Origin of the sequence: Pseudomonas sp. X4 (genome assembly GCF_040784925.1) — a bacterium.
Lineage (GTDB): Bacteria > Pseudomonadota > Gammaproteobacteria > Pseudomonadales > Pseudomonadaceae > Aquipseudomonas > Aquipseudomonas putida_Z.
On record NZ_CP160798.1, the window covers coordinates 1585488 to 1601515 of the forward strand.

Consider the following 16028-nt stretch of genomic DNA (forward strand, 5'->3'; position numbering starts at 1 on the left):
GGCACAGCCGTGTTCAACTGCGGCTGTAGCTACTCATTGTGGCGCACAGCTGCTGCCAGGTGCGCGCCGCACCCAGGTAGTCGTCGATTTCCCGGTTCAGCAGCTGCGCCGCCAGGTGATGATGCCCCGCCAGGCTGGCGACAGTTCGGGCCGTATGCCCCTCATTGTTCTTCGCGTCCAGATCGAGGCAGAACTTCCTGTAGTGCCTGGCAAAGTAGTTCACCGCCTTGCTTTGGCCGTTCGCGGCCAGCCAATGGAGTGGCGTATTACCCGCCGCGTCGCGGTCATTCAGGCTACGGCCTTGCTGATAGCGCCTGGCAAGCGCTCTTATGATGCCTTGCTTGCCAGGCAATCGGGCAAAGTTGTCAGGGGCCAGGAAGCTACCCAGGCCTTTCCAGTCCAGCAGCGCCTTGTCCCCTTCGGCACCCAGCGCCTCCAGCGCGTCGACCCATGCGGTTCGGCCAAGCTGGTAGGCGATGTCCAGGGGCGTGCTCTCGGTGCCGTCGCGGTCGTTCATCGCCGTAGGGGCAAGTGACTGCAGGTGCACCAAGTCGTCGAGCAGCACGGCAGCATGCCAGCCTCCAACCTCAAGTGCCGCCAGGTCGTCGACGCTGAAACGCGTTGTCCTCAATGCTTTTTCCAGCGCGGCAAGCAAAGCAGGTGGGTAGGTCATGACTGGGCTCCACAGGGCTGCCATGCACACGTAGCGGGCAGACGTTGCGGTTGCCCGTACCGGGTTGCCATGCACAAGCCGTTGACCAGGCTCATGTCCTGCGGCGTCTGGCAGCGAATGGCTGTCAGCCCCGGGCTGGCAATGATGCAAGCCAGCGACTTCGCCCGGCTGACCGCCACATTCAAACGGTTTTTCGAGTACAGGAAGCCAATGTCCCTGGGCAGGTAGTCTTCATTCGATGTGGCCATCGAAACGATGACAATTTCAGCCTCCTGCCCCTGAAACTTATCCACAGTGCCAACGCGCGCGCCCGCAGGTAGCACCTGCTTCAACAGCTGTACCTGCAAGTTGTAGGGCGCTACCACCAGGATGTTTTCAAGGCTGACCGCGTGCTCATCACCGCTGTTATCCACATAGCGCTGGCGCAGAAGGTAGGCATACAACGCTTTGACGTACGCAGCCTCTTCATCGGAACTCTGGCCGTTGCCGTCATGTTCGACAGGGCAGAACATCAGCCCGCTGGCCGGCACTTCCGGTCGCTCCCCATCGAGCAGCAACACCTGCCGCTCGGTCCCCGGCGCCGATGAGAGCTGGCCTTCGTACACCGCATGGGAAATGAATGAACAAACCTGCGGGTGCATCCTCCAGGTTTGCGCCAGGAACACGCCACGGTCAGATGCGATGGTGGGCGTGCCGTCCAGCAGGTAGTCAAGGATGGAATCACCAGATCGGCCCGGATGCACGCCTTGCACAGGCTGCGACAGCTGCATCTGGTCACCCATCAGGACAATGTTGCGTGCCGCCATGCCCATGGTGACCAGGTTCGCCACACTCACCTGACCGGCCTCATCAATGAAGAGGTAATCCAACTGCTCGATGAAAGTCGCATCGGCAAACAGCCAGGCGGTACCTGCGGTCAAGTCTATACCCGTCCCCCAAGTGTCGAGGAACTCCTTCTTGTTCTCGATGGAGCGGATGCAGCGGCCAGTGAATTCCGTGCCCTCCCCTTCCGATGATTTTTTCAGCCCCTTGAACGCAACACCCTCTGCTTGTGCACGCGCCTCGACAGCAGCCAGGAGGTTGTTGATGGCATAGTGGGAATTGGAGGTCACACCGATGCGCTTGCCTGCCTTGAGCAAGTCGACAATCACGAGCGAGCCGGTGTAGGTCTTCCCGGCACCCGGCGGCCCCTGGATGAACAGCACACTGCTCTCGAGGTTGCGTACCACCTGCTTGATGGCATCGGTCGTCGCCAGACGTGGATCAAGCAGCGGCGCACCCGGCTCAACGCCTTTCACCCGTGGCGCGCGGCGATGGAGAAAGTCCGTCACCGCCTGGAAGCGTGACTCAGCGGCCAAAACGCTGTCGGCATAGCGAAACAGCGCCTCACGCAGCGAAGTCGACGGGATCGGCCGACCAGGAATCATGTCGAAAGCGTCCGGTGGCGCTTTATTCACAGTAGCCTTGAATGTCGCCAGGCACGCCTCATTGTCCAGGCTGGCCAACTGCACACTGGCCAGGGACTCTGTAATGACACCTTGGGAGCCCGTGCGCATCTTGCTTTCCTGAGGCTCGAAACTGTATTCGAACAGAAACGACTGCTTGACCGGTTCGGGCGGCGTTGCCGTGCGCCGCAAACCGGCCAGGCTCTCGATATCCTCCAGCAACTCCTCAGTACTCATGTCCTGACGGCTGAACAGCTGCCACCATACCGGCTTGTCGGCTCTGCGGTGGAAGTCGAGCAACTGGAAGGTGAGCAACCTTACCTGCTCTTCTTCGCTCAAGGCACAGGCGTCGACGGACAAGCCGGCGAGCAACCGAGCACGATAACTGTCCAGACGAACCTCGATCTCCGTTTGCTCCGCTACGGCTTTCTCATCTTTGGCTTCCGGCACACGAGAAATACCTGCATCCAATGGTTTGATGCTCAAAAGCCAGTTGCGCAGCAGATAGGTGGATAGCACATCGTCTTCGTTGTATCGCTCGATCTGTTCGAGCAAGGCCGACTCGCCGGTCTCTTTCCAACGCTCATAAAACACGATGCTCGCGCCGGCATTGGTTACATCGCCGTCGCGCTTTGCCATGTAGAAGTGCTCGATGTTCTTGATCGAGTAGCTGGGTTCAGACACCCGGATCGCTTCGCGCACTACCTTGTACAGGTCAACCAACTTGCCGTTGCGCAGCAGCCAGTCCACTTGGGCCTCGCGCGTGCCGTGCTGGCTCATCAGGCGCTTGATGGCCGTCTCTTCATAGCTGGCATAGTGGTAGACATGCGCGTTGGGGTAGCGCTTGAGGTGCACGATGACCCAATCGATGAACTGCTCGAAGGCGATCTTTTCCTCGTCTCGGCTGTGCGCCCAGAAAGGCTTGAAGGATTGTCGCCCCCCTTCGTCGATATACACGCCGAAGAGGTACTCCAGGCCGCCCTCCTCCAGCGGATTGCCCTCCATGTCGAAGAACAGATCACCCTCGACCGCTGGGGGCATGCGACCAAAACCACGCCGCTGCCCGGAGACCGGCAGCAGCTCGAACAATGGTGCATCGCTGGCGCGCCCCTGCAACTGCAGACGCGCCTGATGGCGTAGCTTGTTCAGCGAATCGCCTTGCAACCTGGGGATGCGCAGACCATCGGTACTTACGGCCAATTGTTGCAATGTGCTCACCCCGCCAATCTGCAATTTCCTGATTTGCGAGCGGCTGATGCCGGCAACTGCCGAAAGGTGGTCATCTTGCAGGCGTTGTTCACTGCAGCGGTCGCGCCACCCGCAAAACCCACAGTGCCCACAGGGCTCGGGGTAAGTCACACGCTGCCCGTCACTGTTCACGAACGCAGTGAAACGCTGCAGTACGTGCTCCAGATAATCGGCGTAGTCAGCAACCCGGAATGCCTGCTCCGTACGCGCGGCATCACCCAGCACGATGTACATGAACTGCGGCTGTACACCCTGAATCGCCATGAGCATTCGTGAGTAAAGCGCAACCTGCACCAGGAACTTGGCCTTCGCGGTCTTGGCCAACTTGGTGTCGATGACTTCATAGCTGTGATCGCCCAACGCCGACTTGCACGGCACTTTACGCAGGAAGTCGGCATGCCCGATAAAGGCGCCCTCCTGGAGCGACGCCTGGAAGATGATGTCCGCGCCAGCCTGCATTGCCTCGATGGTCAGCTCCACCCGTCGCGCGAAACTCGGATTGCCCTCGGCGATGTCGACTACGTGGGCATAGCCGCTTTTGAGCCGTTCGAGAAACGCCGCTTCATGGGCAAGCCCCTTGTCCTGGATCAGACGGTTCTGGTCACTTGCTGGCGCTTTCTCCATAGGGGCGACCAGGTACTGCAAATCCAGCGCCGTCAGATGCTGGCATTCCAGAAAGCCGCAGATGTCCGAGGCGGAATACAGCTGAATCCCGTTTCGAGTTTGCATGGTTGTATTCCATCCCGTGAACGCCCGGAGGCACTTGGCACCGCAATGTTGCCTGTGAGGCTCAGGCGTCGAGCGAGCAACCCTGGTAGAACTGCTCGAACAAGGCCGTCGGCAAGTGATTCTCATCAAGCAGGCCGAAATGCTTGCCCACCTTGCGCCCCACATCCATGAGTGTCTTTGCAGAGTTCTCGGTACCGGCATACCCGGCGCTCATGATGTAGTCGACACGATCCTTACCGGTCTCTGCACTTGCATAGGCGTTGCCGGTGATCAATACATCCACCAGGCACACACTGACTCGCTCGTCCCCCAGCGAGAACGGCTCCAGTGTTTCAGCCGCCAAGGCCGCCCGCAGTCCGTCTTCGCCACCGGCCACAATGCGTTCAAGTTGGACAAGTGGACGGCCAAACAAATCGAACTCTTGGATGGAGAACGGGAAACAGTAGTCCAGCGCGGTGCTACGGCTGATTGGCTTCTTGTGACGCGGCTTGGCCACCAGCCAGTCGACAAAGGATGCTTTGTTGTCTGGCGCGCCGCTGCGACGGAAGGCCAGATAATCTCTGAGCACCTGGCCAAAAACATGCCCCGTGGGTACCCAACCGGTCTTGCCTACCGCACGCAGCGAGACCTCCCCCTCCAGATCATCAGCCTTGGGCTCAGCTGCCAGCGCAAGACCAAAGCAACGAAGGTCATAGCCGAGCATGAACAGGCTTGCCTCGAACGCGTGGCAACGCGCAGGCATCGCCCCTTGCTCGGCAAACCAGCCCGTGCGCTCGAGCAACGCGCGGATAATCCAACCCAACTGCACCTGCCAACGCGCCCACGCGGCATATTCGATCGACGAAAACTGCGGCGCGCCCACACTGTTCAAGAACGCTCCAGGGTTGCGGACCTGGTCGCCACGCGCGCCACCGGACGGGAACCTCAGCAGGGGTTTGCCACGCCCTGCCCCCTGCTGGCGGAACAGCGAATACAACATGGCGATCGCAGCGCCTACGCGGCTGTCATAGATTGGCGAACCGGACACATCGAGCAGGGCATGAATCTTGGTCAGGCCCGAATCAAAACGCTCGACACTGCTCGCATCGAGGTCATCCAGGTCATTGTCACCGTCGAGCGACATCAGCCCCGCCATCTTTTGCAGGTAGCTCGTCAACTCGTCCCGCACCGCCAGCCGATGCAAGAACGGAATGGCGCCCTTTACGCCGCCCCATCGAAGAATCTGCAAACACGCCTGCAGTGCTTGTCGCTCATCACCGGCGTTGACCGCACTAGACAACCACTCACGCAATTGCCCCAGGGAGCGCTGGGTCTGAGTCCAGGTCTCAGACTCGACTGCAGTCTGGTTGGCGTCGTACCAGCTTGCCTTCCAGCGGTAGTGCCCAAGTACCTGCTCGATCCCCTGCACATCAGCCGTCAAACCACCCGGTACAAACTTGCTGGACTTGAAGCGCAGCTTGAACGTGAGCGCTGGCAAGCTGGCTGCGAGCCATGCAATGAATGCTTCCACTTCGGGTTGTGCCAGGAACTTTTCACGCTTCATGCAGGCCGCCTTGCGGGTAATGTCGAATGGCCATACCCTAAGCAAAACGGCAGCCGCCGTCCACGTTGGCTGTTCATACAGGTAAACAATCGGAGCAGGTTGAAGCGCCCGGAACAGGCAGGTTTCAACGCCTGCGGCCAGGAACCCATAAACCTGTAAAGTTTTCAGACACACGTTGCAACTTTACGGACCGCCCACGCCCTCAAGGATTAGCCCTTCATGGACCATCAAGCACTCAAGATCCGTCACCGCCAGGAGCGTGAGGGCCATCACCCCAACCTCACCTTGCGCGTACATCGCGCACTGAGCTGGCTGAACCGCGCCGAGCAGGCGGATGATCTTGATGGCCGCTTCATCTTTCTGTGGATCGCCTTCAACTCGGCCTACGCGACCGACATTGATGAACAATTCCGCCTGTCCGAGCAATCCACATTCAAGGCATTCCTGGACAAGCTCTGTGGACTGGACAAAGGCAATCTGATCGAGAACCTGGTGTGGTCCGAGTTCCCGGGCAGTATTCGCGTATTGCTGAACAACCCCTATGTGTTCCAGAGCTTCTGGGACAACCAGAACGGAAAGATCACCGAGCAGCAATGGACCGAACGCTTTGCCAACGGCCGGCGAGCCGCACAGCAAGCGCTGGCCAACCGCAACACTGCCGCCGTACTCGGGGTGCTGTTCAATCGAATCTATACCTTGCGTAACCAGATCATGCATGGCGGCGCTACCTGGAACAGCAGCGTCAACCGGGATCAACTGCGTGACTGCACCAACCTGCTTGGCAAGCTGGTGCCGGTGATTATTCTGCTGATGCTGGACAACCCGGACACGCTGTGGGGGGATGCTTGTTATCCAGTCGTTGCTTGAATGGCCGGCAGCGGCCGGCTCAGCAACACGCCGACCAGCATCGCGAACAGCAGCGCCGCCACACCAGCGACCTGCAACACGGCTTGGAAGCCCCCGATGAACGCCTGGCGGGCCAAGGGTGCCACCGTTTCTTGCAACCCGGGCTCAAGCAACGCCAACGCCGCCTGCAAATCACCCGCAGCAACCCGCGTAACCATTGCGGCAACCTGGCCCGATTGCCCAGGCGCCACGGCAGCCATGGCCTCATACAGCAACTGCCCACTACGTGCAGCCAGCACACCACCCAGCCCACCGATGGCCAGCACGATCGCCCCGAACCGCGTGGTTGTACTCAACCCCGAAGCCATGCCGGTACGCTCACGCGGCACGCAAGCCATGATGTTCTTCTGCGTATCGCCATTCAGCAGCCCGGCACTAGCACCCAGCACCAGGCTGGCCAGGGCGAATACACCGTAACCGCCCTGCTGCGTGGCCCAGGCACACAGCAGGTTACCCGCACCGACCAATACCAGGCCGAGTGCGAACACTTGCGCCGGGCTCAAGTGTGCAGCCATGCGCATGCCCAGGCGTGGCGTCAGCAGCATGGCCACGGCAAACGGCAGCATGCCCGCCCCTGCGGCCAGGGCCGACAGCTGCAGGCCGTTCTGCAAGTACAGTGGCAGCAGGGTCATCATCACCTGGGCGCAGGCCGCGTAGGCGAACATGCCCAGCAAGGCACCAACGAAACGCCCGCTGCGCATCAGCCGCAGGTCGATCATCGGCCGATCCTGGCTGCGTTCGACCATGACGAACAGGCCGAACAGGAAGGCGCTGATCACCAGCCGTCCCAGGGTTTGCGCACTGCCCCAGCCCACCTGGTTGGCATCGATCATTGCCCAGATCAGGTAACCCAGGCTGCCGGCGAAAGTCAGGCTGCCCCATGGGTCGAGCCGGGCCGCAGTGCTGTCACGGGACTCTTCGACACTGCGCAGCACCATCACTGCGAGCACTGCCACCAACGGCAGGTTGATGTAGAAGATCCAGCGCCAGCCAAGGGTGCTGGTGATCAACCCGCCCAGCAGCGGCGCAAAGGTGATGGTGGCGCCCATGCAGGCGCCCCAGAAGGCCCAGGCGCGCATGCGTTCCTGGGGTTGGTGGAAGCGGTTGCCGATCGCGGCCAGTGCCGAGGTCAGCAGCAGCGCCGCGCCAACGCCCTTGGCTGCCCTGGCCAGGTCGAGGAACAGCAGGTTGGGCGCCGCGCCACAGGCCAGCGAGGCGATGCCGAACAGGGCCAGGCCGAGCAGCAGCATGCGGCGGCGGCCAAAGCGGTCGGCCAGGCTGCCAGCGGGCAGCAGGCAAGCGGCAAAGGCCAGCAGGTAGGCGCTGACCACCCATTCGATATCGGCGAACGAGCCGGACAGGTCGCGGGCGATGCTGGGCAGGCTGACCGCGACGATGTTGGTGTCGAGGATGATCAGGGCGCAGACCAGGGAGGCGGTGAGCAGGGTGAAACGCGCAGAGGGCATGGTGAGGCTCCGGATGCAGGGCTGGTTGGTCAAATCGCCGGGGCTGCCTTGCAGCCCATCGCAGGCAAGCCAGCTCCTACAGGGACCGCACCGCCTTCAAGGATTGCGCAATACCTGTAGGAGCTGGCTTGCCTGCGATGGACCACAAAGCGGTCCCCTGCAATTCCCCGGCAGCCTTTGCCGCCAAGCCATCAGCCTTGTAGTGTTGGCCTCACCATAACGCCGCCAGCCCCCAGGCTTGTTAGCCCCGGCGGCCCGCGTCATTACCCTGCAGGTAACACCCATGGAAATCCGCCATTTCCGCTACTTCCTCTGCGTCGCCCGCCACGGTCACTTCACCCGTGCCGCCGAGCAACTGGGCATCGCCCCGCCCACCCTCAGCCGGCAGATCCAGGACATGGAGCGCGAACTGGGCGTGCGCCTGTTCGAGCGTAACCAGCGCGAGGTCAACCTCACCGCAGCGGGCCAGGCCCTGTTGGTCGAGGCCGAACATGCCGTGCGCCAGTTCGATGCCGCACAACTGGGCGCGCAACGGGCGGCCCGAGGCGAAAGCGGACGCATCGAACTAGGCTATGTTGCCTCGGCCGCGTACTCGGGCATGCTCCAGCAGCAAGTCAGCCGCTATAACGAAACCTGCCCCGGCGTACGCCTCAACATTCGCGAACTGCCCATGGCCGAACTGCCCGGCATGGTCCGCGACGGCCTGCTCGACCTTGCCTATGTGCGCTCACCGATGGAGCTGCCCGAGGAACTCGAAGCCATCGCCTTGCACCAGGAAGGTTTCGTCCTCGCCCTGCCCGCCAGCTCACGGATAAATGAAGTGCCGCAGATCCCGGCCTCGCGCCTGGCCAATGAAACCTTCATCCTGCCCGAACAGATCTCCGGCACGCTGGAGGTGGCCGCACAAGGTGGTTTCGTCCCGAGGCTCGGCCCCCAGCCGGGCAGCCTGGTGGCGGTGATCACCTTGGTATCACTCGGCCAAGGCATCGCAGTGGTGCCGGAATCGGTGGTGCAACGCATCAGCCTGCCGCAGGTGAACTACCGGCGTATTGTCGACTGCCAGGCCAGCTCGTGGCTTAGCCTGATCCACCGGCGCTTCGAGAAAGCGCCGGCGGCAATCAGATACATCAAGATGATGAAGGGCTGAAAAAACAAAGGGCACCCATCCACTGGTGCCCTTTGCCCTACCGCCAGGTGAACTCAATCACCCCATCGAACGCACCCCCACAGGTTGCGCATTGCCCCGCGTGGTCACGATCCCCAGGAAGGAAATCACGATCGCCAGGCCCAATGTCGAGCTCACTTCTGCCCGGTGTTCAGGCGTGAACATCATGACCGCCAGTGCTCCCCCAATGAACAGGATCACCGCCCAGGTCAGGTACGGGAACAGCCACATGCGGAACTTCAGCTCGGTGTTTTCCCGCTCCAGGCGGCGGCGCATGCGCAGCTGCGAAATGGCGATGACCATGTACACCAGCAAGGCAATGGCGCCGGAGCTGGCCAGCAGGAACTCGAACACGCCTTTCGGCGCGAAGTAGTTGAGGATGGCAATGGCCGCGCCGATCAGCGTGCTGCCGAATACCGCAGCGCGTGGCACACCGACCTTGGAGGTCTTGTTGAGCATGGCCGGGGCGTCACCGCGCTTGGCCAGCGAGTACATCATCCGCGAGGCAATGTAGATCGAAGAGTTCATGCAGCTGGTCACTGCCACCAGCACCACCAGGTCGACCATGAAGGCCGCATTGGGGATGTTCATGATCTCCAGCGCACGCTGGTAGGAACCCACCACCGCCAGCTGCGGGTCGTTCCACGGCACCACCGAAATGATCACGAAGATCGACAGGATGTAGAAGGTGCTGATGCGCCAGATCACCGAGCGAGTGGCCTTGGCGATGTTGCGCGACGGGTCGCTGGATTCGGATGCGGCGATGGTCACCGCTTCGGTGCCGATGAAGCTGAACATCACGGTGATGAACGCACCCACCACGGCCGACCAGCCCTTCGGCGCGAAGCCGCCGTGCTCGGCCATCAAGCCGCTCAGGCCGCTGACCTCGCGGTTGGGTAGCCAGCCCATCAGTGCGGCGAAACCCAGGCCGATGAAACCGAGAATAGCCGTGACCTTAAGGATGGCGAACCAGAACTCGAACTCACCGTACTTGGCCACGCTGAACAGGTTGGTACCAGCCAGCAGCAGCACCGAAGCCAGGGCGAATATCCAGCTGTCCACCTGCGGGAACCAGGCGTTCAGCACATGCCCGGCGGCCAGTGCTTCGATCGGGATTACCAGTACCCAGAACCACCAGTACAGCCAGCCGATGGTGTAGCCGGCCCAGCGGCCGATGGCCTGCTCGGCGTAGGTGGAAAACGATCCGGTGTCCGGGTGTGCCACGGCCATTTCGCCGAGCATGCGCATGACCAGTACCACCAGGGTCCCGGCCACGAAATAGGAAATTATGGTAGCTGGCCCGGCTGCCGCGATGGCGTGGCCAGAGCCGACGAAAAGTCCGGCGCCGATGATGCCGGCGATAGACAGCATCGTTACATGACGTGGCTTGAAACCTTGTGCAAGGTTGCCATCAGATCCCACGGTGTTCATTGATGTTGTTCTCTTTTTGCTGACACAAGGATGGACGGGCAGGTGTAGGCGAAAATATCTCCTTTGAAATCAATAAGTCGACACGTTACTCGCGCTCTGTTGTTGATATTTGGCACGCGTCACAGAGCAACGTGTCAGTGCAGGTCGGGCTTCATTTAAGCCCCGCAGGGCTGTGGGAAATTACACGAGAACGCCCCGGAACTGTTCGATCACGACAGGGCATTTCCACGAACGCCAGATGTCGCGAATGGCATGCCCGATCGCGTCACCAGGCCGTCTGGAGCTTTTGTTTTTCATTTGGGTGTGTTTATGGCTGTACTGGCCCTTTCGCGGGCTCGCCCGCTCCCACAGGTACTTCACGCCCCTCAAACCTGTGGTGTACCTGCGGGTGCAGGCAAGCCCGCGAAAAGGCCGGTGCAGGCATCACCACTTTCTGCCAGCCACAAAAAAGCCCCGGTCTCCCGGGGCCTCTGTTGCCAGGCGTCTGCCTACGCCTGCCCGGTACGCTCGAAGCACCGGACTAGCAACAGGAATCGCGAAAGGGCCCTATGCCTCAACGCACCAGGCAAGGCCGCTTGTTATCGAAGCTCCACCCCGGAATCAGGAACTGCATTGCCACGCTGTCATCCCGCGCGCCCAACCCCATGTTGCGGTAGCACTCATGCGCCCTGGCCAACTGGTCTTCATCCAGCTCCACCCCAAGCCCTGGCCGCGCCGGCACGTGCACATGCCCGTCGACGATGCGCAGTGGTTCGCGGGTCAGGCGCTGGCCGTCCTGCCAGATCCAGTGGGTGTCGATCGCAGTGATTTCACCCGGCGCCGCAGCCGCCACCTGGGTGAACATTGCCAGCGAGATATCGAAGTGGTTGTTGGAATGCGAACCCCAGGTCAGCCCCCAGTCGTTGCACATCTGCGCCACCCGTACCGAACCCTGCAAGGTCCAGAAGTGCGGGTCGGCCAACGGAATGTCCACCGACTGCAACTGGATCGCATGGCCCATCTGCCGCCAGTCGGTAGCGATCATGTTGGTGGCGGTGGGCAGGCCGGTGGCACGGCGGAACTCGGCCATCACCTCACGGCCCGAATAGCCGTTCTCGGCACCGCACGGGTCTTCGGCGTAGGCCAGCACATCGTGCTTGTCGCGGCACAGGGCAATGGCCTCCTTCAATGACCAGGCACCATTCGGGTCGAGGGTGATGCGGGCTTCGGGGAACCGCTCGGCCAGCGCCGTTACCGCTTCCATCTCCTCCTCGCCGCGCAACACCCCGCCCTTGAGCTTGAAGTCGCTGAAACCATAGCGCGCCTTGGCGGCCTCGGCCAGGCGCACCACCGCGTCCGGGGTCAGGGCCTTTTCGTGGCGCAGGCGGAACCAGTCGTCCTCGGCATCGGCTTCGTTGCGGTAGGCCAGGTCGGTCTGCTGGCGGTCGCCGATGTAGAACAGGTAACCGAGCATCTTCACCGCCTCGCGCTGCTGCCCCTCGCCCAGCAGTGCCGCCATCGGCACGTTCAGGTGCTGGCCGAGCAGGTCGAGCAGCGCCGACTCGATGGCCGTCACCGCATGCACGGTGATGCGCAGGTCGAAGGTCTGCAGGCCGCGACCAGCCGAGTCACGGTTGGCGAAGGTCTGGCGCATGGCATTGAGCACGCGCTGGTAATGGCCGATCGGCTGGCCGACCACCAGGCTGCGGGCATCCTCCAGTGTCTGGCGGATCTTCTCGCCGCCCGGCACCTCGCCCAACCCGGTATTGCCGGCGCTGTCACGCAGCACCACCACGTTGCGGGTGAAGAACGGGCCATGGGCACCACTGAGGTTGAGCAGCATGCTGTCGTGCCCGGCGACGGGGATCACGCGCAGATCAGTGACCACGGGGGTGCTGGTGTGAAGGGTCTGCATGTTCATGGTTGTTGTCTCGCAGTCATCAATGGCTCTGACCCAGGGCCGAAGGGGCCTTGAGGTCATCGGAAGGGACGCCCTTTGGGCGAGTGCGTACGAAGAAGATGGCAATGGCCGCCAGCACCGAGGTCACCGCCAGGCCGTACAGGCCGCCCTGGATCGAACCGGTCTGCTGCTCCAGCAGGCCGAAGGTGGTGGGGGCGACGAAGCCGCCGAGGTTGCCGACCGAGTTGATCAAGGCGATCACCGCAGCGGCGATGCGGGCATCCAGGTAGCCCTGCGGGATCGGCCAGAACAGTGACGACGCCGACTTGAAACCGATGGCCGCGAAGCACACCGCGACAAAGGCGAACACCGGCCCACCCGTGGTGGACATGAACATGCCGATGGCAGCGATCACCAGCGCACCTGCGACCCACGCCTGCTGGAACTTCCAGCGCGCCGAGCCGGCGGCGAAGGCATACATGGCCAGGATCGAGATCAGCCACGGGATCGAGTTGAAGAAGCCGACCTGCAGGTCGCTGAGGTCACCCATGCGCTTGATGATGCTCGGCAGCCAGAAGGTGGCGGCGTAGATGGTCAGCTGGATGCAGAAGTAGATCAGGCAGAACAGCAGGATCTGGCGGTCCTTGAGCAGGCTCCAGGCCGATGGCCTGACCGCGCCGACCGCTTCGCGCTCAAGCTGCTCGCGATCGATGGCGCCCACCAGTGCTTCCTGCTCGGCCTGGCTCAGCCACTTGGCGTCCTGCGGCCTGGAGTCGAGCCAGAAGAACACGAAGAAGCACAGCGTCACCGAGGCCATGCCTTCGATGAACAGCATCCACTGCCAGCCATGCATGCCCAGGCCCTGGATCTGCATCAGCGCGCCGGCCAGCGGCCCGGAAATCAGCGACGCCAATGCCGAGCCGCTGAGGAAGATGGCAATCGCCTTGCCACGCTCGGCGGCCGGCAGCCAGCGGGTGAAGTAGTAGATCACCCCGGGGAAGAAGCCCGCTTCGGCAACCCCCAGCAGAAAGCGCAGCACGTAGAACTGGGTTTCGTTCTGCACGAAGGCCATGGCCGTGGCCACCAGCCCCCAGGTGAACATGATGCGGGTCAGCCACAGCCGTGCGCCGACCTTCTGCAGCAGCATGTTCGAAGGCACCTCGAACAGCGCGTAGCCGATGAAGAACAGGCCGGCGCCAAAGCCATAGGCCGCGGCGCTGATGCCCAGGTCGCTTTCCAGATGGGGGCGGACGAAGCCGATGTTGACGCGGTCCAGGTAGTTGACGATGAACATGATGACGAACAGCGGCAGGACGTGGCGCTTGACCTTGGCCACGGCGCTGGCCAGGGCGTCGCCTTCATTCCGGGCAGACGGAGCGAGGGTATCGTTCACTTGCGGATCTCCCACTAATTGTTTTTGTGCGGGTCGAGGTTGTCTGACATGGCAGTGGGGAGGAGCATATGCGCAGCGCAGTTGTACGACAAGATCAACAACATCGGCAAAATCACAAAATACAAGCTACCGCAAAGCCAATATGCGTCGATCTTGCAAAAACAGACAAACTACTCGCTGGCTTGATCGCTGGAAAAATCGGCAAGAAATATTTTTATCGATTAACTTGTCGTACAAGCACAACAACAATCGGATCACACCATGGCCACCGAACAAGCCCACAAACGCGGCCACAGCCGTGCCCATGACCTGGTCTCCAGCCTGACCCAACAGATCTTGCTGGGTACCTTCAAGCCAGGCGACAAGTTGCCCTCGGAAAACAGCCTGGTGCGCGAGCATGGGGTCAGCCGCACCGTGGTCCGCGAGGCCCTGTCGAAATTGCAGGCTTCGGGGCTGGTGGAGCCACGCCACGGTATCGGTACGTTCGTGATGGAGCGCCAGGCCCAGGCCGGCCTGCGCATCGCTGCGGAAAGCGCGGCGAATGTGCGCGACCTGCTGGAGCTGCGCATCGGCCTGGAAGGCCAGGCCGCCGCCTTGGCCGCGCTACGCCGTGACGAGGGGCACCTGAGGCGCATGCGCCAGGCGCTGGATGACTACCAGGACCTGGCCGCCGCCGGCGACAGCTGCATCGAGGCCGACCGGCGCTTTCACCTGTTGATCGCCGAGGCCTCTGGCAACCTGTACTTCACTGAAATGCTGTTGCAGCTGGGCAACGGCCTGATCCCGCGCAACCGCATGGCCCTGGCCGAACGCAGCGGGGCGAAGCTGGCGCGGCAGGCCTACTTGGCCAACCTCGAGCATGAGGCGATCCTCAATGCCATCCGCCGGCAGGACCCGGACGCGGCGCGGGCGGCGGTGTGCCTGCACCTGTCCAATAGCCGCGACCGGTTGTTGCCGGACTAGGGGCCGCTGCGCGGCCCGATCGCCGGCAAGCCAGCTCCCACAGGGGTAGCGCAAGGCTCGAGGCCGATACGGTCGAGGTGGGAGCTGGCTTGCCGGCGAATGGGCTGCAAAGCAGCCCCCGGCCATTACCAGGTCAGGCAGATCTTGCCGAAATGCCGGTTGCTCTCCTGATAACGGAACGCCTCGACGATCTGTTCCAGCTCGAAATGCTTGTCCACCACCGGCCGCAGGCCGTTGGCATCGATCGCCCGCACCATCGCCTGCTGCTGGGCGCGGCTGCCCACCAGCACGCCTTGCAGGCGAATCTGCCGCACCAGCGCCTGCACCAGTGGCAACTGCCCGGCCACGCCGGTGAGGATGCCGATCAACGACACATGCCCACCAATGCGCGCGGCAATCATCGATTGCTCCAGCGTCGCCGGGCCACCCACTTCGATCACATGGTCGACGCCGCGGTTGCCGGTCAGCTCGCGCACTTTCTCACCCCACGCCGGGGTGCTCTTGTAGTTGATCAGGTGGTCGGCACCCAGGGCCTTCAGGCGCTCCAGCTTGGCGTCGCTGGACGAGGTAGCGATCACCGTCGCGCCAGCCAGCTTGGCAAACTGCAGGGCGAAGATCGACACACCGCCCGTGCCCTGCACCAGCACCGTATCGCCGGGCTTGAGGTGGTCGTCGCTCATTAACGCACGCCAGGCCGTGAGACCGGCCGTGGTCAGCGTGGCAGCTTCTGCATGGCTGAAGCCTTTGGGCGCCAGGGTGAAGGCGGTGGCGCGAGCGGTGACCTGTTCACGGGCGTAACCATCGATACCGTCGCCGGGCACCCTGGCGAAGCCTTCCACATTGGCCTGGCCGTCGAGCCAGTCGGGGAAGAAGGTACTGACCACATTGTCACCGACCTGGAACTCGGTGACGCCGCTACCCACCGCGACCACTTCGCCAGCGCCATCGGCCATGGGGATGCGCCGCTCGCTCGGGCCCCACATGCCGCTGACAACGGCGAAATCGTGGTAGTTGAGCGAGCTGGCGTGCAGGCGCACGGTGATTTCACCGGCCTGGGGGGCGAGAGCCTCGCTGGTACCGACCTCGACCTTGTCGTAGCCGCCGCCGGGTTTTACGTAGATGGCCTTGCTGGTCATGGATAGGTCTCCGTTCAGGGAATAGATTGGGGTTCAGCATAGACAGGTCCG

At 62.3% G+C, this 16028-nt stretch carries 11 protein-coding genes; 3 read left to right on the plus strand and 8 right to left on the minus strand.

Annotated features, from left to right (window positions below):
- Nucleotides 1-13: 13 nt before the first annotated feature.
- The 3 genes from ABX298_RS06960 to ABX298_RS06970 all read right to left on the minus strand — a co-directional run bounded on the left by ABX298_RS06960 (nucleotide 14) and on the right by ABX298_RS06970 (nucleotide 5638).
- Complete coding sequence (locus ABX298_RS06960) at nucleotides 14-673, minus strand: ankyrin repeat domain-containing protein (RefSeq protein ID WP_367394209.1); 660 nt, start codon at nucleotides 671-673, stop codon at nucleotides 14-16.
- The gene (locus ABX298_RS06965; protein ID WP_367394210.1) at nucleotides 670-4095 is read right to left on the minus strand and encodes a TM0106 family RecB-like putative nuclease; all 3426 of its coding nucleotides are present in this window, start codon (nucleotides 4093-4095) and stop codon (nucleotides 670-672) included. The genes ABX298_RS06960 and ABX298_RS06965 overlap by 4 nt, the downstream gene beginning before the upstream one ends.
- 61 nt (nucleotides 4096-4156) lie before the next feature.
- A complete protein-coding gene (locus tag ABX298_RS06970) occupies nucleotides 4157-5638 on the minus strand; it encodes a hypothetical protein (protein ID WP_367394211.1) in 1482 nt (493 codons plus the stop codon).
- A gap of 219 nt (nucleotides 5639-5857) precedes the next feature.
- On the opposite strand from ABX298_RS06970, the gene ABX298_RS06975 reads away from it, so the two are divergent.
- Nucleotides 5858-6505 carry a HEPN domain-containing protein gene (locus ABX298_RS06975; protein WP_075046441.1) on the plus strand — a complete coding sequence of 216 codons (648 nt, stop codon included), beginning with the start codon at nucleotides 5858-5860 and terminating at the stop codon, nucleotides 6503-6505.
- Here the strand turns inward: ABX298_RS06975 and ABX298_RS06980 are convergent.
- Complete coding sequence (locus ABX298_RS06980; protein WP_075046442.1) at nucleotides 6487-8010, minus strand: MFS transporter; 1524 nt, start codon at nucleotides 8008-8010, stop codon at nucleotides 6487-6489. The two genes, ABX298_RS06975 and ABX298_RS06980, sit on opposite strands and share 19 nt — an antisense overlap.
- Before the next feature lie 283 nt (nucleotides 8011-8293).
- Here ABX298_RS06980 and ABX298_RS06985 point away from each other — a divergent pair, with 283 nt between their 5' ends.
- Nucleotides 8294-9157 (plus strand): LysR family transcriptional regulator, encoded by an 864-nt coding sequence (locus ABX298_RS06985; protein ID WP_075046443.1) that lies wholly within the window; start codon nucleotides 8294-8296, stop codon nucleotides 9155-9157.
- 57 nt (nucleotides 9158-9214) lie between these two features.
- Here ABX298_RS06985 and gabP read toward each other — a convergent pair whose 3' ends face one another.
- The 3 genes from gabP to ABX298_RS07000 all read right to left on the minus strand — a co-directional run bounded on the left by gabP (nucleotide 9215) and on the right by ABX298_RS07000 (nucleotide 13878).
- The gene (gene gabP, locus ABX298_RS06990) at nucleotides 9215-10606 is read right to left on the minus strand and encodes a GABA permease (protein ID WP_075046444.1); all 1392 of its coding nucleotides are present in this window, start codon (nucleotides 10604-10606) and stop codon (nucleotides 9215-9217) included.
- A 553-nt stretch (nucleotides 10607-11159) separates the two neighbouring features.
- Nucleotides 11160-12506, minus strand: a complete 1347-nt coding sequence (gene gudD / locus ABX298_RS06995) for a glucarate dehydratase (protein ID WP_075046445.1) — start codon at nucleotides 12504-12506, stop codon at nucleotides 11160-11162.
- A gap of 19 nt (nucleotides 12507-12525) precedes the next feature.
- Nucleotides 12526-13878 (minus strand): MFS transporter, encoded by a 1353-nt coding sequence (locus ABX298_RS07000; protein ID WP_025340729.1) that lies wholly within the window; start codon nucleotides 13876-13878, stop codon nucleotides 12526-12528.
- Between the two features lie 261 nt (nucleotides 13879-14139).
- Here ABX298_RS07000 and ABX298_RS07005 point away from each other — a divergent pair, with 261 nt between their 5' ends.
- On the plus strand, nucleotides 14140-14841 hold the full coding sequence (locus ABX298_RS07005; protein WP_354317139.1) for a FadR/GntR family transcriptional regulator: 702 nt from the start codon (nucleotides 14140-14142) through the stop codon (nucleotides 14839-14841).
- Between the two features lie 125 nt (nucleotides 14842-14966).
- On the opposite strand, the gene ABX298_RS07010 is transcribed toward ABX298_RS07005, so the two are convergent.
- Nucleotides 14967-15977: an NAD(P)-dependent alcohol dehydrogenase gene (locus tag ABX298_RS07010; protein ID WP_025340731.1), complete on the minus strand. Its 1011-nt coding sequence runs from the start codon at nucleotides 15975-15977 to the stop codon at nucleotides 14967-14969.
- Nucleotides 15978-16028: the final 51 nt, after the last annotated feature.